This is a genomic window from Promicromonospora sp. NFX87 (assembly GCF_048564965.1).
GTDB lineage: Bacteria > Actinomycetota > Actinomycetes > Actinomycetales > Cellulomonadaceae > Promicromonospora.
Genome location: NZ_CP183413.1, coordinates 4,011,530 through 4,034,828, shown reverse-complemented (window position 1 = coordinate 4,034,828; position 23,299 = coordinate 4,011,530). Strand labels below are relative to the sequence as shown.

Genomic DNA, 23,299 nt, shown 5'->3' with positions numbered 1-23,299 from the left:
TCTGGCCCTGACCACTGACACCGGCCCGGAGTTCACCGAGCGGGCAGGGGGAGACGTAGGGTTGACGGGTGCGCGAACGGGATTTCTGGCAGCTGATCGACGAGGTGTTCGGTCCGGGCTACGGGCGCGCCCTCGCGCGCGAGCAGGTCCTGCCTGCGCTGGACGGCCGGACCCCGGCCGTCGCGCTGGAGGACGGCGACGAACCGCGTGACGTGTGGCACGCGCTGTGCGACGCGCTGGACGTGCCCGACGCCGAGCGGTGGGGCAAGGACAAGCACCGGCAGGCGCCCCCGCCCCGCCGCTGAGGCGCTGATCCAGCTGAGCGCTGATCGATCTTTCCGGGGCCGCTCGCCGCGGGCCACCGCAGGAAAAGATGTCCTGCGACACACCGATGTGTCCTGCCTTGCCTCGAACACGCGTTCGGCTAGACTTCGACCACAGGCACGGATTTCGGAACGTCGTCCACAGGCGGCGGCCGGAGAAGGCGTCCGTGTCAGTGGCTCCGCGTACGGTCGGCAACGACGTACAGAGCCATCCATGCCGGCGCACAGAGCGCCCTGAAACCGAAGGTGTTGCACATGCCCGCACCAGCAGATCGCGACAAGGCCCTCGAAGCGGCCCTCGCCCAGATCGACCGCAGCTTTGGCAAGGGCTCGGTCATGCGCCTCGGCGACGAGACCCGTGCGCCCATCGAAGTGATTCCGACCGGTGCGATCGCCCTCGACGTGGCCCTCGGTATAGGTGGCCTGCCCCGTGGCCGTGTCGTCGAGGTGTACGGTCCCGAGTCCTCGGGTAAGACGACCATCGCGCTGCACGCGGTGGCCAGCGCGCAGCGCCAGGGCGGCATCGCGGCCTTCATCGACGCCGAGCACGCGCTGGACCCGGACTACGCCAAGAAGCTCGGTGTCGACACCGACGCGCTCCTGGTCTCGCAGCCGGACACCGGCGAGCAGGCGCTCGAGATCACCGACATGCTGATCCGCTCCGGCGCGCTCGACATCATCGTCATCGACTCCGTGGCCGCGCTGACGCCCAAGGCCGAGATCGAGGGCGAGATGGGCGACAGCCACGTGGGTCTGCAGGCTCGCCTCATGTCGCAGGCCCTGCGCAAGATCACGGGTGCGCTCAGCCAGTCCGGCACGACCGCGATCTTCATCAACCAGCTGCGCGAGAAGATCGGTGTGTTCTTCGGCTCGCCCGAGACCACCACCGGTGGAAAGGCGCTGAAGTTCTACGCGTCGATCCGCCTCGACATCCGGCGTATCGAGACCCTCAAGGAGGGTACGGACGCAGTCGGTAACCGCACCCGGGTGAAGGTCGTCAAGAACAAGATGGCGCCGCCGTTCAAGCAGGCCGAGTTCGACATCCTGTACGGCCACGGCATCTCCCGCGAGGGCGGCCTGATCGACATGGGCGTGGAGCACGGCTTCGTGCGGAAGTCGGGCTCGTGGTTCACCTACGAGGGCGACCAGCTCGGCCAGGGCAAGGAGAACGCGCGGGCCTTCCTGCGTGACAACCCCGACCTCGCCAACGACATCGAGAAGCGCGTCAAGGAGAAGCTGGGCGTGGGCCCGAAGGTCGACGCGCCTGCGGTCGAGAGCGCGGGCGCCACCGCGGCGGCTTCCACGACCGAGACCGCACCGGCCGCGGGTACCGTCGCCGCGGCGAGCTCGTCCTCGCGGACGACGACCACGGCGAAGGCCACCAGGTCGACCACCGCACGTTCGAAGGCCACCAAGCCGGCGGTGTCGAAGACCGCCGAGAAGGCCGAGGCGGCCGCCGAGAAGGCGCCGTTCTGACGTGCAGTACGGTGATCCAGCGGATGGTCCCGGCGTGGGGAAGCGTCGGGGCCGTCCGGCCGCCCGGGAGGGTGGCCGGACGAGGAGCCGCGGAGGGCGCAGCAGCGCCGACCGGGCGCCCCGCAAGACCGTCGCGGAGCGCCTGGAGTCCGGCGAGATCAGCCGGGACGAGGCCGTCGAGAAGGCCCGCGAGACGGTCCTCAAGATCCTGACCGCGGCGCAGAAGTCCCGCCGCGAGCTGGAGCAGTCCCTGGCCCGCAAGGGCTACCCGGAGGACGTCGTCGTGCAGGTGCTCGACAGGTTCGACGAGGTGGGCCTGGTGGACGACGCGACCTATGCGGAGACCATCGTGCGCACCCGCCACTCCGAGCGGGGCCTCGCGCGGCGCGGCATCGCCGCGGAGCTGCGCAGGCGCGGCATCGACGAGGACACGGCCACCGAGGCCCTGGACCAGCTCGATTCCGACGACGAGCGGGCGGCCGGCGCCAAGCTGGCCACCAAGCTGATCACCCGCACGCGAAGCCTGGACCGCGAGGTGCGGGTCCGTCGCGCCGTCGGCTCGCTGGCCCGCAAGGGCTACGCGCCCGGGCTGGCGTTCGAGCTGGTCCGAGAGGCGCTCGCCGCGGAGGGCGAGGACACGGACGACCTCGGCTACGCCGAGGACTGACGTCCCTGCACGGCCTGCCGCGCGCTGTCTCGCACCGGGCGGCACAGGGCCGCACCGGGCGGTGCCGGGCCGCACCAGGCGGTGCCGGCAGAGCACTCGCCCGCGCCGGGCGGCGCCGGTAGCACCCGCTCGCGCCGGCCTAAGCCGGGCGACCGAACGCCGAAGCCGCCCACAGCGTGTGCTGAGGGCGGCTCCGGCGTCCGTGCGGTGGGACCGTCAGACGGTGCCTGCGCCTGCGCCCGGGCCCGGGCCGGCGCCGACGAACCCGCCGGCCGCGGTCGGGTTACCGATCCCGGTGCCCTCGACCGTGGCACCCGCCGTCCGGCTCGACAGGAGCCTCGCGAGCCGGTGCGCCACGACGGTGAGCAGCCAGTTGATCGCGATGAACACGATCGCCACGACGACCAGCGTCTGCAGCGGGTTCTGCTCCCTGGACGAGAGGATCTGGGCGGACCGGAGCAGCTCGGAGTACAGGATGAACTGGCCGAGCGCGGAGTCCTTGAGGACCACCACGAGCTGCGACACCATCGCGGGGAGCATGGCGACGAGAGCCTGCGGAAGCTGGACCGAGCGGAGCGTCTGCCCGGGCGTGAGACCGATCGCCAGCCCGGCCTCGCCCTGCCCCTTGGGAAGGTTCCCGACGCCGGCCCGGACCAGCTCCGCGATGACTGAGCCGTTGTACAGGACGAGCGCGACCACCACGGCCGTGAACGGCCGGTCGGCGATCCACTGCGCCTGCGCCGAGAAGTACATGTAGAAGAAGATCATCATCAGCAGCACGGGCACGGCGCGGAAGAACTCCACGACCACGCCGGAGAGCCACCGGACCGGACGGTTGCGCGACAGCCGTCCGATACCGAAGACGATGCCGAACGCGACCGCGCCCACCGTGGCGAACAGCGCCGAGCGAAGCGTGTTCTGCAGGCCCGGCAGATAGTAGGACTGCCAGGCCTCGGCGGAGACGGCGTTCTGCCACAGCGAGGCCTCGAGCTGCCCCTTTCCGGCGAGGACCGAGACGACCCAGCCGATCCCGGCGAGCACCGCGACGGCTGCCACGATGTTGCCGACCAGGGACGCTGCCCGGGCACGGGGCCCCTGTGCGTCGAACAGGACGGACGCGCTCATCGCTTCACCGCCAGTCGTTCGGAGAGCCAGGTAGTGCCCACACCGATGGGGATCACCAGGATCACGTAACCGATGGCGAACACCAGGAAGATCGCGACCATGAGGTCCGGTCTGAACTCGATCATGGTCCTCATCAGCGACGACGTCTCGGTGGCGACCGAGGCGGCAGCCGCGACGGTCGAGTTCTTGAGCAGTGCGATGAGGGTGTTGCCGAGCGGTGCGATGGCCCCGCGGAAGGCCTGCGGGAGGATGACCAGGCGTGCCGCGGGCAGGAACGAGAGCCCGATCGCGCGCGCGGCCTCCGCCTGGCCCACCGGCACCGTGTTGACGCCGGACCGGATGGCCTCGCAGACGAACGCCGCGTGGTAGACGGACAGCCCGATGACAGCGAACCAGAAGAACGTGGTCGCGAAGTCGTCCGAGAGCGTGAGCCCCAGCTGCGAGAACACCACCAGGAACATGAACGTGAGGATGATCGTCAGCGGCGTGTTCCGGAAGATGGTCACGTACGCGGCGCCGACCCACTGGAGCGACGCGATCGGAGAGATGCGCATCAGTGCGAGCACGGTGCCGAGCGCCAGGGACAGCAGCGCGGCCCAGAACGTGAGCTGGATATTGACCCAGAACGCACCCAGGACGTCGTACTGAGCGAAGAGCTCGGCGAACCCGGAGAATAAGTCGTCCACGGTCACCTTTCAGGGAATTGGTCAGGGGTGTCGCGGCACGGGCCGCCGACACCGGACGCGCCCGACGCCGGACCGGCAGCCGCGTGGAGAGCGGGCGGCCCGGCGTCGAGCACGCTGGATCACATAACGGTCAGCAGGTCAGGCGCAGGCGTCCGGCGTCGGCGGGTTGAGGTCCGCGTCCGGGGTGTAGCCGGTGCCCTCGGTGTTCTTGGTCACGAGCTCTTCCCACGTGCCGTCGTCGATCATCTTGGTGATCGCGGCGTTGACCTCCTCGCAGCGGTCCGTGCTGTCGGCGGGCAGACCCACGCCGTAGCGCTCCTCGGAGAAGGGCGCGCCGACGACCTTGAACTTGCCGGCGTTCTCCTCGGCCGCGGCCAGGCCGGCGAGGATGATGTCGTCGGTGGTCACGGCATCGACGGCACCGGACGCGAGAGCCGTCGCGCACTCGGCATAGCCGCCGCGCTCCACGAGCTGCACGCCCTCGGCGTAGTCGTTCTTGATGTTCTCCGCCGACGTCGACCCGGTGACCGAGCAGAGGTTCTTGCCCTCGAGGTCCGTCGGGCCGGTGATGTCCGTGTTGTCCGCGGCGACCAGCAGGTCCTGACCGGCGACGAAGTACGGTCCGGCGAAGTCGATGAGCTCCTTGCGGTCGTCGTTGATCGAGTAGGTCGCGAAGATCATGTCCACGTCGCCGTTCTGCAGCGCCGTCTCGCGGTTGGCCGAGATGGTCTCGACGAACTCGATCTGATCCTCCGAGTAGCCCAGCTCGTTCGCGACGTAACGTGCGACGTCGGTGTCGAAACCCGTGAACTCCTCGCCCTCCTGGAGGCCCAGGCCCGGCTGGTCGTACTTGATGCCGATGCGGATGGTGTCGCCACCGCCACCGTTCGCGGTGTCGTCGCCGCCCGGCTCGCCGCCGACCTCTGCGCCGCTGCAGGCGGAGAGAGTAAGAGTGGTCGCTGCCGCCATTGCCAGCAGCTCCATGGTGTGCTTGCGCATGATTCCCCTTCGGTAAGTACGGGATCCGGTACGGAACCCTTGGCTGGGATCAGTCAGTGAAGTTCGGTGGGAAGTTCAGTGGGTAAGGATCTTGGAGAGGAAGTCGCGGGCACGCTCGCTCTTGGGCGCCGTGAAGAACTCCTCGGGGGGAGCCTCCTCGACGATCTGGCCGTCCGCCATGAAAACCACGCGGTGCGCCGCCTTGCGGGCGAAGCCCATCTCGTGCGTGACGACGATCATCGTCATGCCGTCCTGGGCGAGCGACACCATGACGTCGAGGACCTCGTTGACCATCTCGGGGTCGAGCGCGGAGGTCGGCTCGTCGAACAGCATGACCTTCGGCTTCATGGCCAGGGCCCGGGCGATGGCCACGCGCTGCTGCTGCCCACCGGAGAGCTGCGCGGGCATCTTGCGCGCCTGGCTGCCGACGCCGACCCGCTCCAGCAGGGTCATGGCCTCGGCCTCTGCGTCCTTCTTCGACAGGCCGCGCACCTTGCGCGGTCCGAGCGTCACGTTGTCGAGCACGGTCTTGTGCGCGAACAGGTTGAACGACTGGAAGACCATGCCGACCTCGGCCCGCAGCTGTGCGAGGGCCTTGCCCTCCTCGGGCAGGGTCTTGCCGTCGACGGAGATGGTGCCGTCGTCGATGGTCTCGAGGCGGTTGATCGCTCGGCACAGCGTCGACTTGCCGGACCCGGACGGGCCGATCACGACCAGCACCTCGCCCTTGCGGACGGTGAGGTCGATGTCCTGCAAGACGTGCAGCGCACCGAAATGCTTGTTGACGTGCTTCAGCTCTACGAGGGGCGCCCCGAGGACGCGGTCCGACGTCGGAGCGTCCACGGTCTCGTCGGCCGCCGGTTGGCCGGTGGTCGGGGTGCTCTGGTCCATCCCTTGAACCTAACGATCCGATGTTTCAAGGACCAAGTCGACGGGTCATCGGGGGACAACGTTTCGGTAACAGATGCCCGCAATGGACCAAGATCTTCGTGTTCGGCGCGGCTCGACAGGGGTCGTAAAATCGATGGGATGTCCACGACCGCCCTCACCCCAGCCCTGCCCGACGTCGCCGCGACCGACCGCTGGACCGATCCAGCCGTCCATGACGAGGCTCCGGAGCAGCCGCCGCGCACCTACATGGTGCGCACGCTGGGCTGCCAGATGAACGTGCACGACTCCGAGCACATGGCCGGGATGCTCGAGGAAGCCGGCTACACCCGGGCCTCCAGCCAGGACGAGGCCGCGAACGCCGCCGACGTCGTGGTGATCAACACGTGCGCCGTGCGCGAGAACGCCGCCAACAAGCTGTACGGGAACCTCGGCCAGCTCGCCGGCATCAAGGCGACGCGTCCGGGTATGCAGATCGCCGTCGGCGGATGCCTGGCCCAGAAGGACCGCGGGGACATCGTGGCGAAGGCGCCGTGGGTCGACGTCGTCTTCGGCACCCACAACCTCGACGCCCTGCCGGTGCTGCTGGAGCGCGCCCGGCACAACGAGGCGGCACAGGTAGAGATCGCGGAGTCGCTGCAGGTCTTCCCGTCCACGCTGCCGACCAAGCGGGAGTCGGTCTACGCCGGCTGGGTGAGCATCTCGGTGGGCTGCAACAACACCTGCACGTTCTGCATAGTGCCGCACCTGCGCGGCAAGGAGCGCGACCGCCGGCCAGGGGAGATCCTGGCCGAGGTCGAGGCGCTCGTCGCGGCCGGCGCCATCGAGGTGACCCTGCTGGGCCAGAACGTGAACAGCTACGGCGTCGAGTTCGGCGACCGCGGCGCGTTCGCCAAGCTCCTGCGCGCCTGTGGCCGGATCGAGGGCCTGGAGCGGGTCCGGTTCACGTCCCCGCACCCTGCCGCGTTCACCGACGACGTCATCACCGCCATGGCCGAGACGCCCAACGTGATGCCGCAGCTGCACATGCCGCTGCAGTCCGGCTCCGACCGGATCCTGCGCGCGATGCGCCGTTCCTACCGCTCGGAGAAGTTCCTCGGCATCCTCGACCGCGTCCGCGCCGTGATGCCCGACGCCTCGATCACCACCGACATCATCGTGGGCTTCCCGGGCGAGACCGAGGAGGACTTCGCCGAGACGCTGCGCGTCGTCGAGGCCTCCCGGTTCAGCTCGGCGTTCAGCTTCCAGTACTCGCCGCGCCCCGGCACGCCGGCCGCGACCATGGACGGCCAGCTGCCCAAGGAGGTCGTGCAGGAGCGGTTCGAGCGCCTGCTCGCCCTGCAGGAGCGCGTCGGCGCCGAGGAGGCCGCGAAGCAGGTCGGTCGCACGCTCGAGGTGCTCGTCGCCGAGGACTCCGGGCGCAAGAGCGGCGAGCGGCACCGCCTGTCGGGCCGCGCCGAGGACAACCGCCTGGTGCACTTCGCCCTGCCCCAGCACGACGCGCTGGCCAGGCCGGGCGCCTACCTCGCCGACACCGACCTCTCGCAGGCACCGGCGAGCCTGGACGACCCGCGCCTCGCCGACGTCGTGCCCGACGGCCTGCCGCGGCCTGGCGACATGGTGACCGTGACCGTGACGAAGGCCGCCCCGCACCACCTGCTGGCGGACTCGCCGCTCACCGACGGCCTTCCCGTGCGGCGGACCCGCTCGGGCGACGCCTGGGCGGCGCGGGAGAAGGCACGGCTCGGCGGCGGGGAGGACGAGCACTCGCACGGCACGTCCGCGGCGGTGTCCGGCCCGGTCTCGCTGGGGCTGCCGACGCTGCGTCGCTGACCTGGAAACCCGGGAGGGCAGGCGCTAGCTGCCTCGGTTGCCCCGCGCCAGCCTGCGAGCGCGGGCCCACTTGCGCGCGGCGACGACCGCGAGGCAGAGCCCCAGCACCCCGAACGGGATCACGAGGTACCACGGGAACATGTCGCCCTCGGCGTAACCGCGCCACTCGTACTCGCCGGCGCGGCCGGTCACCTGGGCGGTCCACCAGCTGAGCGTCGCGAACCCGGCCGTGCCCCAGCCCACGACGGACATGGCGGTCCACATCCAGGCGAGACGACGGGCGCGGGCAGGGTCGCCGTGGTCCGACCAGGGGTTCTCGGGGCCGGAGGTCACGCGACCGCCTGCGCGAGGATGCGGAACGTCGGGTCCGGACGTACTGGCGCCGGATCCAGCTTCTCGCCGACCGGGCCGTGGACGAGCTGCCAGGAGTCGTCGGCCGCGACGCGCACCGCCGCCGTCCGGGCACCGCTCGCGTCGGTGACCTTGACGCTGCCACCGAACGGCCGCCCGTCGAGGTTGCGGAACGCCGCCTCGACGTAGCGTGAAGCGGCGACCTGTACGGGCTCCGAGGGCTCCAGCGGCAGCACCTGCCAGATGCCGTTGGGTCGCGGCTCGATGACCACGGAGCCCTGCGGCGAGCGCACCAGCAGCGCCGCGCTGTTCACGCTTCCGGCGATGCCGACGGCTTCGACCCAGGTGTCTGCGGTGAACAGGACGTTGGCCAGCGCCGCCAGCTTGCCGACCGGCACGAGGGCGCCGTCCTCGGTCCTGGCAAGACGTCGCACGACCAGCGAGCTCAGGCCCGCTCCGTGCAGCGGAGAGTCCCGCGGGACGTCCGGCAGGCGCAGCAGCTCCGTGGTGCGCCTACCCGCCTCGGTCTGACCCTGGGCGAGCAGGGTCAGGAGCTCGAAGGCGGTCAGCTCGAGGAGTGCCACGTCCGAGTCTGCGGAGACGTCCCGCTCAGGGGTGAAGTTGTCGGTCATATTCCTGTCCTCCCAGTGGCCGCTGAGGGCCTAGGTCTGCCTCAGGCTATGTCAGTGGTGTGATCAGTCGAAGAGACCGCCGATGGCGTTCCCGGCCCCCTTGAGCATGTTGCCGCCGGCCTCGAAGACGTCGCCGGCGTCCTCCGCGATCTCGCTCACGGCCTCGGTGCCGCGATCCCAGGCCCAGCCGCCCGCGTCGGTCACCGCCTCGGAGAACTGCTTGTCGGAGAACGCGTTCCACGCGAGACCCACCGGGCTCATGTTCACGAGGTTCTCGCTGAGCGGGCGGTCGGAGACGAGACCGTTGATCAGCGAGGCCGCGCCCCAGGCCGCTGCGCCGGCGGCCACGAACGGTCCAGCGGGAGTCGCGGCGGTCGCGAGCACCGCGACGCCGAGGCCTGCGGTGATCGCGCCGTCGGCGCCCCCGTAGAAGTCGCCCTCGGACCACTCGTCGTACGCCTGGAGGCCACCGGTGACGATCGACCCGACCGCGAAGAACTTCCCGAACGCGTCGAGCATGTGCCCGCCGGGGCCGAGGTCGCTCAGTGCGTCGACGCCACTGCCCACCTTGGCGATGAGATTGATGAGGTCCTGTCCCAGGCCGGCGGCGGTGAGCCCGTTGGCCCAGCCGGCGAGTCCTTCGTCGAACCACTCAGGAAAGCCGTCGTCCTCAGGGTTCCAGGTACCGCCGCCACCACCACCGCCCCCGGCCTCCTGCGTGCTGATGCCGCCCCCAGCGGGTCCACCGACGCTGCCACCGCCCGCGTAGTCCTCGCTGGTCCGCTCCTGGTCGTCCGCGTTGCGTTCGACCGTGATCCTCGCCTCCGCGAGGCCGGTCGCGGCCAGCCGGAGAGCCGGCGCGTGGTGACCGTCCCACTCCTCCCGGAACTGGTCGCCGCTGGGCCCCAGCCAGTCGACGCCGGCCAGCACGGACGTGACCTCGGAGACGGCGTCGTCCAGCGACTGCGACGCCGCGTCGAACTCCCTCGCAAGGTTGCGCAGCTGTGCGAGGTCAGCACCCCACATCTCACCCATCGGTTCCCCCACCACTTGCCCGGCCATCAGCTAGTCAGGACCGTAACCGACCGGCTACGACGGGGCGACCAAAGGCAACGGGCAGAACTACCCACCGGGTTCGCCCGGCGGCTGCCTCCGCGGTGGCGCTGCTTACTCCTCGTCCGACGACGGCTCGTCCGGCTTCTCGTCCGACGGCGGGGCCAGCGACGCGACAGTGGAGAAGAACTGGCTGGCCGTGACCAGGCCGCACGACACCGTCTGGGCGAGCTGGTCCTCGGTCGCGCCGTGCTCGAAGTCCACCGACACCTCGGCGTACAGGGCGAGCCCCGAGGACTCCTCGCGCGTGTAGACCTTCGGCCAGATGCGCTCGCGGTTCCAGTCGTTGGCGGCCTGCAGCACGGCGAGGCGCGCCCCCGCGGGCAGCGTGCCCGCCCAGCGGCCACGGACCTGCAGGATCTCGTCGTGCTCACCCAGCAGCAGGAACCAGAACCGGTTGCCGTCCCAGGTACCCGTGACGTCGCCGTCGTCGTCGATCCGGAACCGGTAGCCGCGCCGCGAGAGGTCGTCGCCGACACGCTGCGTGCTCAGCGGTCGAGGCTTCTCGACCTGCGTGTTGGTGATGGTCCGGACCTGCGTGCCGGAGGACCGCCGCGCGGCCGGCGGACGCGGGTTCAGCAGTCGTGCGAGCCAGCGGCCGGCGCCGCGGCCGCCACCACCGATGGGCGGGCTCATGGTGCGGACCTCAGCGGATCGGGGAACGTCTCGTCGAGATGCTCGAAGAACATGGAACCCGTGGTCAGCCCGCACTGCAGGAGCTGGTCGAGCTGGTCCTCGGTGACGCCGTGCTCCAGGTCGACGGTGACCTCGGTGTAGACGAGCACCGCCCCGTTGTCCCGGACCCGGACGTACGTCTTGGGCCAGATGCGCTCGGCGTTCCACTCGTTGCAGAGCTCGAGGATCTCCTCGAGCCGCTCGATGGTCAGATCCCGGTGCCACTGCCCGCGCACCTGGAGCACCTCAGAGCTCTCGCCGACCATCAGGAAGTAGAACAGCCAGCCGTGCCAGAGCCCGCCGACGTCGCCCTCCGAGTCCACGAAGTAGCTGAACCCGTTCTCACCCAGCCACTCGACCACGCGGTCGCGCGTCAGGGGCTCAGGGATCGAGGACGGATCGTCAAGACCGCCCGTCAGCTCCCGAAGCAGAACCCCTTCGACCTGGGCGCGGAGCTCGTCGTCGTCGAGTTCCCTGGGCTCGGGCTGCTGCGGGCCGGTGGCCGCACGGTCGCCGTCGCCCGCCGTGTTACGGCGTCGTGACCCGAAGAACCTCACCAGCCCACAGTACCCGCCCGACCCCTCCACTCGCTGCGTCGGACACGTGGGAAATGGGGTGGAATCGTCCAGAGGCTTGTGCGCGGGGCCGGATCGGCGCGGGCCGTGTAGTTTCGTGGATCGTGCGTGCCGTGATCCTGCCTGCGACCCCCTTGCTCGTCCCGGGGCTCGCTCCCGGCCTGAGGGCGGACCCCCTCACGGCGGTACGCGGCGCGGTCCGGGCCGCCCTCGCGGAGCTCGTCGCAGGTGGTCGGCTTCCACTGGTCCTCGCGCACGGACCCGCGCTCCGGCACGGGCGGATGCGCCCGTCGCTCGCGGGAGCCGGGATCGGCGACCGCTGGCTGCCCGGCACTTCGGCTGCCCCGTCCTGGGCGGACGGCGCCCCCGCGGGCACCGGCGCGTCCGTCGCGCTGCTGGCGCTCGCGGACGTGCTGGGCGACCGGGCTGCCGGCGTCGAGACCCTGGAGGTGCCGGCGGACTCGTCGCTCGCCGACGGCGCTGCCGGCCTGCTGCGCGGCGCGACCGGTCTGGTCGTCGCGGGCGGGGGAGTGCCCGGCGGGGTGGACGACGGTCCCGAGGTGCTCACCGACGGGATCCGGGCGGCGCTGCGGGCGGCCGGAGCCGACGCCTGGCACGCCGAGGTCCAGGTGTTCGAGCAGTCGCACGGCCACCTGCCGCCGGCCTACCGCGTGACCACGCTGATGTGAGGGCTGGCGTGAGAGCCGGTGTGCGGGACGGTGTCGGCGTCGGCCCGTAAGGTTGCCGCGTGATAGTCGTCGCCGTCGTGGGTCCCACCGCCACCGGAAAGTCGGACCTCGCGCTCGACCTGGCCCAGGCGCTGGGCGCCGCCGAGATCGTCAACGCCGACGCCTTCCAGCTCTACCGCGGCATGGACGTCGGTACGGCCAAGGTGCCGCCGGGCGAGCGGCGCGGGATCGCGCACCACCAGCTCGACGTGCTGGACCCCGCCGAGGACTCCTCCGTCGCGCGCTACCAGGAGTCGGGACGCGCCGACCTGGACGCGATCGCCGGGCGGGGCGCGCGCGCCGTCGTCGTCGGTGGATCCGGGCTGTACGTACGGGCGCTGCTCGACGCGATGGACTTCCCGGGCACCGACCCCGAGGTCCGGGCGCGGCTCGAGGCGCGCGCCGAGGCGGAGGGCCGCCGCGCCCTGCACGCCGAGCTCGCGGGCCTCGACCCGCAGGCGGCGGAGAGCATCGACCCACGCAACACCCGCCGGATCGTGCGCGCGCTGGAGGTCATCGAGATCACCGGCCGCCCCTACACGGCCAACCTGCCTCGGCAGGAGTACGTGCGGCCCGCCGTGCAGATCGGGCTCGACTGCTCCCGCGAGGTGCTCGACGCGCGGGTCGCGTCGCGCGTCGACCGCATGTGGGACACGGACCTCGTGGACGAGGTGCGCGCCCTGGCGAGCCCCGAGCAGGGCGGCACCGGATCCGGCCTCGGGGTGACCGCCGCGCGCGCCGTCGGGTACGCCGAGGTGCTCGCCTGGTGGCGCGGCGAGCTCACCGAGGCGGAGGCCAGGGAGGCGATCACCGCCAACACCCGCCGGCTCGCCCGCAAGCAGATGGGCTGGTTCGGTCGCGACCCGCGTGTCCACTGGCTCGACGCCGCCTCGCCCCACCTGCTCGACGAGGCCCTCGAGATCGTCGCCGCGGCTGACGACGGGACCCTGCCGGTTGCCGGATCTGAACCCATGCGCCGTAGCCTGGGCTCATGACGCAGCCCGCGACCAGCCCCGTGCCCTCCGGCCCGACGCCCCGCACGCTTGCCTTCACGAAGGGGCACGGCACGCAGAACGACTTCGTGCTGATCGCGGACCCCGAGGGCACGCTCGACCTCGGGCCGGCCGACGTGCGCAGGCTGGCCGACCGCCGCTCCGGGATCGGCGGCGACGGCGTCATCCGGCTCGCCCCGACCGCCGCACTCGCCCGCGCCGGCGAGGAGGCCGCCCAGGAGGTACTGGCGCAGGACCCCACCGCCGAATGGTTCATGGACTACCGCAACGCGGACGGCTCCGTCGCGGAGATGTGCGGCAACGGCGTGCGCGTCTTCGCGGCGTTCGCCGAGCAGGAGGGGCTCGCCGACCTGTCCGCCGGGCCGCTCAGCCTGGGCACCCGGGGCGGCGTCAAGCGCGTCACCAAGGAGCGCGGCGGCTGGTACGCCGTCGACATGGGCCCCTGGTTCCTGCCCGGCGGCGAGTCCGCCGCGGCCGAGGGGTACGACGCGGCGGTGGCGGTCCACGGCTGGACCGCACCGCGTCCCGCCCTGAGCGTCGACCTCGGCAACCCGCACACCGTCGTCGCCCTCGCGAGCCTCGACGAGCTCGACTCGCTCGAGCTCTTCCGCGCCCCCGAGGTCGCACCCCTGCCCCCGCACGGCACCAACGTCGAGCTCGTGGTGCCGCTCGGCGAGGAGGAGGGTCCGGACGGCGTCGTCGGCCGCCTCCGCATGCGCGTTCACGAGCGCGGGGTCGGCGAGACGCCGTCGTGCGGCACCGGCGCGTGCGCCGCGGCGCTCGCGGTACGTACCTGGCAGGCCGGGTCGTCCGGCGCCGGCGCCCCCGACACGTGGATCGTCGAGGTGCCGGGCGGCGAGGTGCGGGTGCGCGTCCTGCCGAGCGGGAACGTCGAGCTCGCGGGCCCCGCCGAGCTGGTCTACTCGGGCCACGTCGCGCGCTAGCTCAGACCCCGGCGCACGTGTCAGACGTACAGGTCAATCGAGTGACCTGTACGTCTGACACGTACGTAGCCGTCTGACAGGTCAGCCCGCGACCCGCAGGACGCGGAAGCCCTTGGACGACGCCTCGCGCTCGACCTGCAGGCCCAGCGTGTCGGTGATCCAGCGCGCCAGCGAGTCGGAACCCAGGTTCTTCTGCACCACGAGCCACGCCTCGGCGCCGTCCCCGAGCCTCGGCAGCCACCGGGTCAGCAGGTCGTGCAACGCCTCCTTGCCCACGCGGATCGGCGGGTTGGACCAGCACGTGTCGAACGTGATGTCCTCCGGCACGTCGTCGGGCAGCGCCGCGCGGACGTTCGTCAGGCCGAGCCGCTCGGCGTTGCGTCGCACCAGGTCGAGGGCCCGCTCGTTGACGTCGACGGCCCAGACCGTGGCGTGCGGCGCCTCCAGCGCGAGGGAGATCGTGATGGGACCCCAGCCGCACCCCAGGTCCAGCAGGTTGCCCGACGGCGGGGGCGCCGGGACCTCGCCCAGGAGCACCGCCGTGCCCTTGTCGACCCCGCCGGGCGAGAAGACCCCCGGTGCCACCTCGACCTCCAGCTCACGACCGGCGAGGTGGATGGTCCGGGTGCGGCGCTCGTCGTCCGAGGCGGGCTGCGCGGTGAAGTAGTGGTCGGTGGACACCGCGTCATCGTAGGCGCTTGCCGCCCGCCGTGACCGGTGCCAGCCTTCCGGCATGGAGATCGTGCCGGCCACCCCGGACCGGTGGGACGACGTGCAGACCGTGTTCGGCCTGCGGGGCGGCGCCCACCACTGCCAGTGCCAGCGCATCCGGCTCGGCGACCGGGCCTGGTGGTACCTCTCGGTGGAGGAGCGCGGCCACCACCTGCGCGAGCAGCTCGACGCGGGCCCGGACGCGCCGACGACCGGCGCCCTGGTCGCGTACGACGACGGTGAGCCCGCCGGCTGGGTGGCGGTCGCGCCCCGCACGGAGTTCGTCCGGTACCGCGGCAGCCAGGTCCCGTGGGCGGGCCGGCACGAGGACAAGGACGACGACGGCGTGTGGGCGGTCACGTGCTTCGCCGTCCGCGCCGGCTATCGCAAGCAGGGCCTGATGTACGAGCTGGCCGCGGCCGCCGTCGACCACGCGCGGGAGCGGGGCGCCCAGGCGGTCGAGGGGTACCCGATCGTGTCGAACCCAGGCCAGGAGATCGCGTGGGGCGAGGTCAACGTCGGTACGCCGGGACCGTTCGCGGCAGCGGGCCTGACGGAGGTCAGCCGGCCGACCAAGCGGCGCCGGGTGATGCGCCTGGACTTCTGACGCCGGGCTCCCGGCAGCCCGGCCCGGAAAGACATAGCCGCGGGACTTTCGACCGTGGGATCCTTGTTGTACAGCAGGTAAGAACAATCGAGAGTTAGGTAGTACATGACCCACACCCCGACAGAGCCCGAGCTCCCCGCAGAGGAGACGCCCGAACTCCGCGAGGTCCAGCCTGATGCCCAGGCGATCGCGAACGATGTCGTGGCACGGGTTCTCGCTCGGGCGGGGACCGCACGTGCCGACGGCGCCACGGTGCACACCGTGGCCGACGGTGACCAGCTGGAGCTCGAGGAGCGCACAGCACTGCGCCGCGTGGCCGGTCTGTCGACCGAGCTCGAGGACGTCACCGAGGTCGAGTACCGGCAGCTGCGCCTGGAGAAGGTGGTGCTCGTCGGCCTGTACTCGGGTGGCGAGCACGCGGCCCGCGACGCCGAGATCTCGCTGCGCGAGCTCGCGGCACTGGCCGAGACGGCCGGTTCCCAGGTGCTGGACGGCATGCTCCAGCGCCGGCAGAAGCCCGACCCGGGCACGTATCTCGGCTCCGGCAAGGCCCTCGAGCTGGCCGAGGTCGTCATGGCGACGGGTGCCGACACCGTGATCGTCGACGGCGAGCTCGCCCCGTCCCAGCGTCGTTCGCTGGAGGACGTGGTGAAGGTCAAGGTCGTCGACCGCACCGCCCTGATCCTGGACATCTTCGCGCAGCACGCGAAGTCCCGGGAGGGCAAGGCCCAGGTCGAGCTCGCCCAGCTCGAGTACCTGCTGCCGCGCCTGCGCGGCTGGGGTGACTCGATGTCCCGCCAGGCCGGTGGCCAGGTGGGCGGCGCGGGCGCCGGCATGGGCTCGCGTGGTCCCGGTGAGACCAAGATCGAGCTGGACCGGCGGCGCATCCGTGACCGGATGTCCAAGCTGCGGCGCGAGATCGTCGCGATGAAGCCGGCCCGCGAGACCAAGCGGCTGAGCCGCAAGCGCAACGCGATCCCCGCGGTCGCCATCGCCGGCTACACGAACGCCGGCAAGTCCTCGCTGCTGAACGCGCTGACCGGCGCGGGGGTGCTCGTCGAGAACGCCCTGTTCGCGACCCTGGACCCGACCGTCCGGCGCACCAAGACCGAGGACGGCCGCGTCTACACGCTGACCGACACGGTCGGGTTCGTGCGGCGGCTGCCGACCCAGCTCGTCGAGGCGTTCCGGTCCACGCTGGAGGAGGTCGGCGACGCCGACATCCTGCTGCACGTGGTCGACGCGTCCCACCCGGACCCCGAGGGGCAGATCGCCGCGGTGCGCGAGGTGCTCTCCGAGATCCCGGCCTTCGACAAGGTGCACGAGATCATCGTGCTGAACAAGGCCGACATCGCCGACCCGACCGTCGTCGGCCGGATCCAGCGGCGCGAGCGGCACACCGCCGTCGTCTCGGCGCACTCTGGCGAGGGCATCGCCGAGCTGCGCGCCCGCGTCGCGGCCGAGCTGCCGCGCCCGGGCGTCGCCATCGACCTGGTGGTCCCGTACGAGCGGGGCGACCTGGTGCACCGCGTGCACGAGCACGGTGACATCGACCTGACCGAGCACGTCGCCGCGGGTACCCACCTGCGTGGACGGGTGGACGAGCAGCTCGCTATCGAGCTGCGGCAGGTCGCCGTAGCCTCCTGATCCACCGCCGGCGTCCGACGCCGGGTACGCAAGCCGCTTGCAGGGGTATGCAATCCCTGCAAGCGGTTTGCGTTGTCCGTGACTAGGATCGACGTCATGTCGAGACGGTTAGCGGATGTGGCGAAGAAGGTCGGCGTGAGCGAGGCGACGGTCAGTCGTGTGCTCAACGGAAAGCCAGGAGTGTCCCAGAGCACCCGCGACGCCGTGCTCACGGCGCTGGACGTGCTGGGCTACGAGCGCCCCACCAAGCTGCGGGGCAGCCGCGGCAAGCTCGTCGGGCTGGTCCTCCCCGAGCTGGTGAACCCGATCTTTCCCGCGTTCGCGGAGGTGATCGGCGGCGCCCTCGCGCAGCAGGGGTACACGCCGGTCCTCTGCACCCGCACGGCCGGCGGTGTCACCGAGGCCGAGTACATCGACCTCCTGCTGCAGCAGCAGGTCTCCGGCGTGATCTTCGCGGGCGGCTTCTACGCCGAGCGCGAGGCGGACCACTCCCACTACCGGCGGCTGGAGGACCTCGGGCTGCCCGTGGTGCTCATGAACGCGTCGATCGAGGATCTCGGCTTCCCGCGGGTCGCGACCGACGACCTCGTGGCGATCGAGCAGGCGATGGGCCACGTCGCGTCGCTCGGGCACCGGCGGATCGGCCTGCTGCTGGGCCCGGCCGACCACGTCCCGTCGGAGCGCAAGCTCGCCGCCGCCCGCCGGTTCGCGAAGCGGAACGACCTCGACCTGGACGACGGCCTGGTGGTGCACTCGCAGTACTCGCTGGAGAGCGGCCAGGCGGCGGCCAACCGGCTGATCGAGCGCGGCGCGACGGCGATCGTCTGTGCCAGCGACCCGCTCGCCCTCGGCGCGATCCGGGCGGTGCGCCGTGTCGGGCTGTCGTGCCCGGCGGACGTCTCGGTCGTCGGCTTCGACGACTCGGCGCTGATGAACTCGACCGACCCGGCCCTGACCACCGTCCGCCAGCCGATCGAGCCGATGGGGCGGGCCGCCGTCGACCTCCTGGCCGCGCTCATCGACGGCAGCGACGTGCCGCGCGACGAGCTGCTGTTCGAGCCGGAGCTCGTGGTCCGCGCCTCCACCGCCGCGATGAAGGTTGTCACAAATCGATAAGGTTACTGTCGAGTTCTTGCGTACCCGTTGTCATGTGAATTACGGTTCACCGCATGACGACGACGTCCGAGCCTGCAGCAGACCCGCGATCCGCCGGGCCCGAGTGGTGGCGCAGCGCGGTGATCTACCAGATCTATCCGCGCAGCTTCGCGGACGGGAACGGCGACGGGACCGGTGACCTCGCCGGCGTCCGCTCGCGGCTGGGCTACCTGCGGGACCTCGGCGTGGACGCGATCTGGTACACACCCTGGTACGCCTCGCCCCTGGCGGACGGCGGCTACGACGTGCGGGACTACCGCCGGATCGACCCGGCGTTCGGCACGCTGGAGGACGCCGAGGCGCTGATCGCCGAGGCCCGCGAGCTGGGCATCCGGACCATCGTCGACGTGGTCCCGAACCACATCTCGGCGGAGCACGAGTGGTTCCGCGCGGCGCTCGCGGCGGGCCCCGGCTCGCCGGAGCGCGAGCGGTTCTGGTTCCACGACGGCGCCGGACCCGACGGGGCGCAGATCCCGACCGGGTGGGTCTCGAGCTTCCAGGGCCAGACCTGGACCCGCACCACCAACCCGGACGGCACGCCCGGCCAGTGGTACCTGCACCTGTTCACCCCGGAGCAGCCGGACCTGAACTGGAACCACCCCGACGTCCGGCAGGAGCACGAGGACGTCCTGCGGTTCTGGTTCGACCGGGGCGCGGCCGGCATCCGGATCGACTCGGCGGCGCTCATCGTCAAGGACCCCGCACTGCCGGAGGTCCCGGAGACGCCGGGCCCGGGGGAGCACCCCCACCTGGACCGCGACGAGATCCACGACATCTACCGCGGCTGGCGGACCGTCGCCGACTCGTACGAGGAGCCCCGCGTGCTCGTGGGCGAGGTGTGGCTCGCCGACCACGAGCGGTTCGCCCAGTACCTGCGCCCCGACGAGATGCACACCGCGTTCAACTTCGACTTCATGGCCCGCCCCTGGGACGCGAAGGAGCTGCGGGAGTCGATCCGGATGACGCTGGAGGCGCACGCCCCCGTGGGCGCCCCGGCCACCTGGGTGCTGTCGAACCACGACGTCACGCGGCCCGTCACCCGGTACGGCCGGGAGGACTCGTCCTTCGACTTCGCGGCCAAGCGGTTCGGCACGCCGTCCGACCTGGAGCTCGGCACGCGCCGGGCGCGGGCCGCCGCACTCCTGGTCGGCGCGCTGCCCGGCGCCCTGTACGTCTACCAGGGCGACGAGCTCGGCCTGCCCGAGGCGGAGGTGCCGAGGGAGCTCATCCAGGACCCCATGCACTTCCGGTCCGACGGCGTCGACCCCGGCCGGGACGGCTGCCGTGTCCCGCTCCCGTGGACCCGGACCGGCACGAGCCTCGGGTTCGGGCCGGACGGCGGCGCGGCGCCCTGGCTGCCCCAGCCCACCGGCTGGAGCGACCGTTCCGTGGAGGCGCAGGCCGGCGACCCCGGCTCGATGCTGAGCCTCTACCGCCGTGCGCTGCACCTGCGGCGCGACCTCCCGGCGCTGCACGCCGAGGAGCTCACGTGGCTCGGTCTCGACGGCGACAGCCAGGGCGACGACGTCGTCGCCTTCACCCGCGGCGCGCGCTTCGCGTGCGTCGTCAATCTCGGGACGGCTCCCGTCCCGCTGCCCGCCGGGGCCACGGTGCTCCTGGCGAGCGGCCCCGTCGACGGCGAGATCGGGCCGGACACCGCCGTCTGGCTCGACCTGCCGTCCTGACCCCCCTTCCCTACTCGTCTTCCCCCAGAGATGCCGTCCCAGCGGCACACGACCAAGGAGTGACAATGAAGTCAGCACAGAAGCGCGCGGCGATCGCCCTGGTGGGTGTTCTGTCCGTCGCGGGAACCCTCACGGCCTGCGGCTCGTCCGAGGACCCGGCCGCGGAGCCAACGGGCCCGGTGACCATCGAGGTCTCCATCGACGCCGGTCTCGAGCAGGAGGCGATCGACGCGTTCGACGAGCGCATCGCGCAGTTTGAGGAGGCCAACCCGGACATCCAGGTGGAGACCAAGGAGTTCACCTGGTCCGGCACGACCTTCGCCGCCGAGCTCGCGGGCGGGACGCTGCCCGACGTCTTCCCCATCCCGTTCACCGACGGCCGCGCCCTGATCGAGCGCGGGCAGATCGCCGACGTCAGCGAGCTCGTGGCCGAGCTGCCCTACGCGGACCAGTTCAACCCGGTCATCGCCGAGGCGGGCCAGGACGCCGAGGGCGGCATGTGGGCCGTCCCGATCGCCGCCTACAACCAGGGCCTGCACTACAACCGGGCGCTCTTCGAGGAGGCCGGGCTCGACCCGGACGACCCGCCGGCCACGTGGGACGAGGTGCGCGAGGCGGCCAAGGCCATCTCTGACAAGACCGGCCAGGCGGGCTACGCCCACATGACGCAGAGCAACACGGGCGGCTGGATCCTCACCACCGAGACGTACGCGCTCGGCGGCCGCATCGTCGAGGGCGAGGGCGAGGAGACGACCGCCACCGTCGACAACGACGCCACGGTCCAAGCCCTCGAGATGCTGCAGGAGATGCGCTGGGAGGACGACTCCATGGGCTCCAGCTTCCTGTACGACTGGGGCACCATCAACCAGGACTTCGCCGCCGGGAAGATCGGCATGTACATCTCGGGCGGCGCGAACTACCCCAACCTGTTCACCCAGAACCAGATGAACCCCGACGAGTACGGCGTCACGGTGCTGCCCCTGGAGGGCGACGACGCCGGCACGCTCGGCGGCGGCACGCTCGCCGCGGTGAGCTCCGCGGCGTCCGAGGCCGAGCAGGCGGCCGCCGTGAAGTGGATCGACTTCTACTACATCTCCAAGCTGACCGACCAGGAGGCCGCCACGGCCGACGCCGAGGTCCTCGCCGAGACCGACCAGCCCGTCGGCGCTCCGGCGCTGCCGATCTTCGACCGGGCGACGTACGAGGAGCAGCAGGGCTGGATCAAGGATCTCGTCAACGTCCCGCTGGAGAACTTCGCGCCGATGACGGAGCAGATGTTCGACCAGCCGGTCATCCCCGAGCCCGCCGTCGCGACCCAGGACGTGTACGCAGCGCTCGACCCGGTGGTCCAGGCGGTGCTGACCGACGAGAACGCGGACATCGACGCCCTGCTCGCCGACGCGCAGACCCAGGTCCAGACCCTGCTCGACCGCAGCTGACCCAGCGCCGGCCGGACTCACCCGCCGTTGGTCGAGCTTGTCGAGACCCGGGTCTCGACAAGCTCGACCAACGGCGGTCCCGGCCGACGGCGGGAAACGCTCGACCGACGAAGCGAAGGATCCACGATGACGACCATCTCCAGCCCGCTGCGAGCCGCGGCTCCGGCACCACCACCGCCGTCACCCCCGAGCCCCCGCCGCACCCGGCGTCGCACGCCCAAGGACTGGCTGCGCGAGGGCGGTCTGAGCACCCTGATCATCGCTCTGCCGATGATCCTCGTGTTCGGCGTCTTCTCCTGGTTCCCGATCGGCCGCGCGCTCGTCATGAGCGTCCAGGAGACGAACCTCGTCACCGCTCCCGTGTTCGTGGGGCTCGACAACTTCGTGTTCGTGCTGCAGGACCCGCTGCTGGGCAAGGCCGTCCAGAACACGCTGTGGTTCGCGCTGCTCGCGCTCGTCTTCGGGTACCCGCTGCCGCTGGCCGCCGCGGTACTGATGAGCGAGGTGCGGCGGATGCGGAGCCTCTTCTCCGCGCTGGCGTACCTGCCCGTCGTCGTGCCGCCCGTCGTGGCGGTGCTGCTGTGGAAGTTCTTCTACGACGCCTCGGACACCGGCGTGTTCAACACCATCGCGGGCTGGGTAGGGCTCGGCCCCTACCCCTGGCTGCAGGACGCCGGCAGCGCGATGCCCTCCCTCGTGCTCGAGGCGACCTGGGCCGCGGCGGGTGGGACGGTGATCATCTACCTCGCCGCGCTCGTCGGGGTGCGGACCGAGCTCTACGAGGCCGCTGAGGTCGACGGCGCGGGCGTCTGGCGCAAGATCTGGCACGTGACGCTGCCGCAGCTGCGCGGCGTCCTCTTCATCACGCTGATCCTGCAGATCATCGGCACCTCGCAGGTGTTCCTCGAGCCGTTCCTCTTCACCGGGGGCGGCCCCAACAACGCGACCCTCACGATCCTGATGCTGATCTACGACTACGCGTTCGGGAGCAGCCTCGGCGGCAACTACGGGGCCGCCACCGCCCTGAGCCTGATGCTCGCGGGCGTCCTGGCAGTCCTCTCCGCGGTGTACTTCCGCGTGACCCGACCCTGGAGCAGCTGACATGGCAGCCACCATCGAACGCGGCATCGTCTCGACCCACGACCGACGCCGGCCGAGCGTACGGACCTCCCTCGGCGTGCTGCAGGGCGGCCTGCTGGTCACCCTGGTCGTCGTCGGGCTCGGGCCGATCCTCTGGCTCGCCAAGGCCGCCGTCACCCCCACGCAGGAGACCCTGCGCGAGCCGCTCGGGCTGTTTCCCACCGGCATCGACTGGGCCAACCTCGCCACGGCGTGGAACCGGGCCGAGATCGACCACTACTTCGTCAACACGCTGATCGTGGCGGTGGGGGCCTGGTTCTTCCAGATCCTGGTCGCCACCACCGGCGGCTACGTGCTGTCGGTGCTGCGGCCCCGGTACGGCAACGTCATCTTCTCTCTCGTGCTCGCGACGCTCTTCGTGCCGTCCGTCGTGCTCCTCGTACCGCTGTACCTGACCATCCTCGACGTGCCGATAGTCCACATCAGCCTGCTCAACACGTTCTGGGCGGTCTGGCTGCCCATGGGCGCCAGCGCGTTCAACGTCCTGCTCGTCAAGCGGTTCTTCGACGGCCTCCCGCGCGAGATCTTCGAGGCCGCCCGCGTCGACGGCGCCGGACCCTTCCGGCTGCTGTGGAGCATCGTCCTGCCGATGTCGAAGCCCATCCTCGGCGTCGTCTCGGTGTTCGCCGTCATCGCCGCCTGGAAGGACTACCTCTGGCCGCTGCTCGTGCTCCCGGACCCGGAGAACCAGCCGCTCTCCGTCCGGCTGCCCGCCATCGCCCCCTACCTGGAGCTCGACGTGTTCCTCGCGGCGCTCGCGATCTCCACGGTGCTGCCGATCGCCCTCTTCCTCGCCTTCCAGCGCCTGTTCCTCAGCGGCGCCGGACTGGGCGGCGCGGTGAAGGGATAACCCCTCGGCCGGCCGCCGGCACCTGTGGACGAGATGG

The 23,299-nt window shown here is 71.2% G+C and carries 24 protein-coding genes; 14 read left to right on the top strand and 10 right to left on the bottom strand.

Translation table 11 applies throughout. The features are described 5' to 3' along the window. Positions 1–68 precede the first annotated feature (68 nt). The 3 genes from ACNYC2_RS18155 (at position 69) to ACNYC2_RS18145 (ending at position 2,466) form a co-directional block, all read left to right on the top strand. Positions 69–305: a DUF3046 domain-containing protein gene (locus ACNYC2_RS18155; protein ID WP_419703138.1), complete on the top strand. Its 237-nt coding sequence runs from the start codon at positions 69–71 to the stop codon at positions 303–305. A 273-nt stretch (positions 306–578) separates the two neighbouring features. After that, the gene (recA, locus tag ACNYC2_RS18150) at positions 579–1,799 is read left to right on the top strand and encodes a recombinase RecA (protein ID WP_419703137.1); all 1,221 of its coding nucleotides are present in this window, start codon (positions 579–581) and stop codon (positions 1,797–1,799) included. 34 nt (positions 1,800–1,833) lie between these two features. Further along, entirely contained in the window at positions 1,834–2,466 is a 633-nt protein-coding gene (locus ACNYC2_RS18145; RefSeq protein WP_419703136.1) for a regulatory protein RecX, read from the top strand. A 216-nt stretch (positions 2,467–2,682) separates the two neighbouring features. Here the strand turns inward: ACNYC2_RS18145 and ACNYC2_RS18140 are convergent, their stop codons facing one another. The 4 genes from ACNYC2_RS18140 to ACNYC2_RS18125 all read right to left on the bottom strand — a co-directional run bounded on the left by ACNYC2_RS18140 (position 2,683) and on the right by ACNYC2_RS18125 (position 6,167). Further along, positions 2,683–3,591, bottom strand: coding sequence for an amino acid ABC transporter permease (locus ACNYC2_RS18140; protein ID WP_419703135.1), 909 nt, complete (start codon positions 3,589–3,591; stop codon positions 2,683–2,685). Then, positions 3,588–4,277 carry an amino acid ABC transporter permease gene (locus tag ACNYC2_RS18135; RefSeq protein WP_419703134.1) on the bottom strand — a complete coding sequence of 230 codons (690 nt, stop codon included), beginning with the start codon at positions 4,275–4,277 and terminating at the stop codon, positions 3,588–3,590. The genes ACNYC2_RS18140 and ACNYC2_RS18135 overlap by 4 nt, the downstream gene beginning before the upstream one ends. 138 nt (positions 4,278–4,415) lie before the next feature. Further along, positions 4,416–5,276: a transporter substrate-binding domain-containing protein gene (locus ACNYC2_RS18130; RefSeq protein ID WP_419703133.1), complete on the bottom strand. Its 861-nt coding sequence runs from the start codon at positions 5,274–5,276 to the stop codon at positions 4,416–4,418. Positions 5,277–5,351: 75 nt separating this feature from the next. Next, positions 5,352–6,167: an amino acid ABC transporter ATP-binding protein gene (locus ACNYC2_RS18125; RefSeq protein WP_419703132.1), complete on the bottom strand. Its 816-nt coding sequence runs from the start codon at positions 6,165–6,167 to the stop codon at positions 5,352–5,354. A gap of 138 nt (positions 6,168–6,305) precedes the next feature. On the opposite strand from ACNYC2_RS18125, the gene miaB reads away from it, so the two are divergent. Next, entirely contained in the window at positions 6,306–7,997 is a 1,692-nt protein-coding gene (miaB, locus tag ACNYC2_RS18120) for a tRNA (N6-isopentenyl adenosine(37)-C2)-methylthiotransferase MiaB (protein WP_419703131.1), read from the top strand. A 24-nt stretch (positions 7,998–8,021) separates the two neighbouring features. On the opposite strand, the gene ACNYC2_RS18115 is transcribed toward miaB, so the two are convergent. From ACNYC2_RS18115 to ACNYC2_RS18095, 5 genes are all read right to left on the bottom strand, one after another. After that, on the bottom strand, positions 8,022–8,330 hold the full coding sequence (locus ACNYC2_RS18115; protein ID WP_419703130.1) for a hypothetical protein: 309 nt from the start codon (positions 8,328–8,330) through the stop codon (positions 8,022–8,024). Continuing rightward, entirely contained in the window at positions 8,327–8,980 is a 654-nt protein-coding gene (locus tag ACNYC2_RS18110; protein WP_419703129.1) for a hypothetical protein, read from the bottom strand. The genes ACNYC2_RS18115 and ACNYC2_RS18110 overlap by 4 nt, the downstream gene beginning before the upstream one ends. Before the next feature lie 63 nt (positions 8,981–9,043). Then, a complete protein-coding gene (locus ACNYC2_RS18105) occupies positions 9,044–10,015 on the bottom strand; it encodes a WXG100 family type VII secretion target (protein WP_419703128.1) in 972 nt (323 codons plus the stop codon). Between the two features lie 132 nt (positions 10,016–10,147). Continuing rightward, positions 10,148–10,729, bottom strand: coding sequence for a YbjN domain-containing protein (locus ACNYC2_RS18100; protein WP_419703127.1), 582 nt, complete (start codon positions 10,727–10,729; stop codon positions 10,148–10,150). Then, positions 10,726–11,325, bottom strand: a complete 600-nt coding sequence (locus ACNYC2_RS18095; protein ID WP_274994189.1) for a YbjN domain-containing protein — start codon at positions 11,323–11,325, stop codon at positions 10,726–10,728. Before ACNYC2_RS18095 ends, ACNYC2_RS18100 begins: the two co-directional genes overlap by 4 nt. 131 nt (positions 11,326–11,456) lie before the next feature. Between ACNYC2_RS18095 and ACNYC2_RS18090 the strand changes: the two genes are divergently transcribed. Genes ACNYC2_RS18090 through dapF form a run of 3 tightly spaced genes read left to right on the top strand, consistent with a single transcriptional unit; the run spans position 11,457 to position 14,028 of the window. Beyond that, a complete protein-coding gene (locus ACNYC2_RS18090; RefSeq protein ID WP_419703126.1) occupies positions 11,457–12,032 on the top strand; it encodes a hypothetical protein in 576 nt (191 codons plus the stop codon). Positions 12,033–12,091: 59 nt separating this feature from the next. Then, positions 12,092–13,066, top strand: a complete 975-nt coding sequence (gene miaA / locus ACNYC2_RS18085) for a tRNA (adenosine(37)-N6)-dimethylallyltransferase MiaA (RefSeq protein WP_419703125.1) — start codon at positions 12,092–12,094, stop codon at positions 13,064–13,066. Further along, complete coding sequence (dapF, locus tag ACNYC2_RS18080; protein ID WP_419703124.1) at positions 13,063–14,028, top strand: diaminopimelate epimerase; 966 nt, start codon at positions 13,063–13,065, stop codon at positions 14,026–14,028. The genes miaA and dapF overlap by 4 nt, the downstream gene beginning before the upstream one ends. A gap of 81 nt (positions 14,029–14,109) precedes the next feature. On the opposite strand, the gene ACNYC2_RS18075 is transcribed toward dapF, so the two are convergent. Then, positions 14,110–14,709, bottom strand: a complete 600-nt coding sequence (locus ACNYC2_RS18075) for a class I SAM-dependent methyltransferase (RefSeq protein ID WP_419703123.1) — start codon at positions 14,707–14,709, stop codon at positions 14,110–14,112. 52 nt (positions 14,710–14,761) lie between these two features. On the opposite strand from ACNYC2_RS18075, the gene ACNYC2_RS18070 reads away from it, so the two are divergent. From ACNYC2_RS18070 to ACNYC2_RS18040, 7 genes are all read left to right on the top strand, one after another. Next, positions 14,762–15,346, top strand: a complete 585-nt coding sequence (locus ACNYC2_RS18070) for a GNAT family N-acetyltransferase (protein ID WP_419703122.1) — start codon at positions 14,762–14,764, stop codon at positions 15,344–15,346. Positions 15,347–15,451: 105 nt separating this feature from the next. After that, positions 15,452–16,993: a GTPase HflX gene (hflX, locus tag ACNYC2_RS18065; protein ID WP_377136859.1), complete on the top strand. Its 1,542-nt coding sequence runs from the start codon at positions 15,452–15,454 to the stop codon at positions 16,991–16,993. A gap of 96 nt (positions 16,994–17,089) precedes the next feature. Beyond that, a complete protein-coding gene (locus ACNYC2_RS18060; RefSeq protein ID WP_419703121.1) occupies positions 17,090–18,109 on the top strand; it encodes a LacI family DNA-binding transcriptional regulator in 1,020 nt (339 codons plus the stop codon). Between the two features lie 53 nt (positions 18,110–18,162). Then, positions 18,163–19,833 carry a glycoside hydrolase family 13 protein gene (locus tag ACNYC2_RS18055; RefSeq protein WP_419703120.1) on the top strand — a complete coding sequence of 557 codons (1,671 nt, stop codon included), beginning with the start codon at positions 18,163–18,165 and terminating at the stop codon, positions 19,831–19,833. A gap of 65 nt (positions 19,834–19,898) precedes the next feature. Then, positions 19,899–21,272 (top strand): ABC transporter substrate-binding protein, encoded by a 1,374-nt coding sequence (locus ACNYC2_RS18050; RefSeq protein ID WP_419703119.1) that lies wholly within the window; start codon positions 19,899–19,901, stop codon positions 21,270–21,272. 126 nt (positions 21,273–21,398) lie between these two features. Then, positions 21,399–22,373, top strand: coding sequence for a carbohydrate ABC transporter permease (locus ACNYC2_RS18045; protein WP_419703118.1), 975 nt, complete (start codon positions 21,399–21,401; stop codon positions 22,371–22,373). 1 nt (position 22,374) lies between these two features. Beyond that, positions 22,375–23,262 carry a carbohydrate ABC transporter permease gene (locus ACNYC2_RS18040; protein ID WP_419703117.1) on the top strand — a complete coding sequence of 296 codons (888 nt, stop codon included), beginning with the start codon at positions 22,375–22,377 and terminating at the stop codon, positions 23,260–23,262. Positions 23,263–23,299: the final 37 nt, after the last annotated feature.

What these genes read in the sequence shown, in the direction of transcription:
- recA (WP_419703137.1), top strand. Translation starts at nt 579, where the DNA reads ATGCCCGCACCAGCAGATCGCGACAAGGCCCTCGAAGCGGCCCTCGCC.
- ACNYC2_RS18140 (WP_419703135.1), bottom strand. Translation starts at nt 3,591, where the DNA reads ATGAGCGCGTCCGTCCTGTTCGACGCACAGGGGCCCCGTGCCCGGGCA.
- ACNYC2_RS18130 (WP_419703133.1), bottom strand. Translation starts at nt 5,276, where the DNA reads ATGCGCAAGCACACCATGGAGCTGCTGGCAATGGCGGCAGCGACCACT.
- ACNYC2_RS18125 (WP_419703132.1), bottom strand. Translation starts at nt 6,167, where the DNA reads ATGGACCAGAGCACCCCGACCACCGGCCAACCGGCGGCCGACGAGACC.
- miaB (WP_419703131.1), top strand. Translation starts at nt 6,306, where the DNA reads ATGTCCACGACCGCCCTCACCCCAGCCCTGCCCGACGTCGCCGCGACC.
- ACNYC2_RS18110 (WP_419703129.1), bottom strand. Translation starts at nt 8,980, where the DNA reads ATGACCGACAACTTCACCCCTGAGCGGGACGTCTCCGCAGACTCGGAC.
- ACNYC2_RS18105 (WP_419703128.1), bottom strand. Translation starts at nt 10,015, where the DNA reads ATGGGTGAGATGTGGGGTGCTGACCTCGCACAGCTGCGCAACCTTGCG.
- ACNYC2_RS18100 (WP_419703127.1), bottom strand. Translation starts at nt 10,729, where the DNA reads ATGAGCCCGCCCATCGGTGGTGGCGGCCGCGGCGCCGGCCGCTGGCTC.
- dapF (WP_419703124.1), top strand. Translation starts at nt 13,063, where the DNA reads ATGACGCAGCCCGCGACCAGCCCCGTGCCCTCCGGCCCGACGCCCCGC.
- ACNYC2_RS18070 (WP_419703122.1), top strand. Translation starts at nt 14,762, where the DNA reads ATGGAGATCGTGCCGGCCACCCCGGACCGGTGGGACGACGTGCAGACC.
- hflX (WP_377136859.1), top strand. Translation starts at nt 15,452, where the DNA reads ATGACCCACACCCCGACAGAGCCCGAGCTCCCCGCAGAGGAGACGCCC.
- ACNYC2_RS18060 (WP_419703121.1), top strand. Translation starts at nt 17,090, where the DNA reads ATGTCGAGACGGTTAGCGGATGTGGCGAAGAAGGTCGGCGTGAGCGAG.
- ACNYC2_RS18055 (WP_419703120.1), top strand. Translation starts at nt 18,163, where the DNA reads ATGACGACGACGTCCGAGCCTGCAGCAGACCCGCGATCCGCCGGGCCC.
- ACNYC2_RS18050 (WP_419703119.1), top strand. Translation starts at nt 19,899, where the DNA reads ATGAAGTCAGCACAGAAGCGCGCGGCGATCGCCCTGGTGGGTGTTCTG.
- ACNYC2_RS18045 (WP_419703118.1), top strand. Translation starts at nt 21,399, where the DNA reads ATGACGACCATCTCCAGCCCGCTGCGAGCCGCGGCTCCGGCACCACCA.
- ACNYC2_RS18040 (WP_419703117.1), top strand. Translation starts at nt 22,375, where the DNA reads ATGGCAGCCACCATCGAACGCGGCATCGTCTCGACCCACGACCGACGC.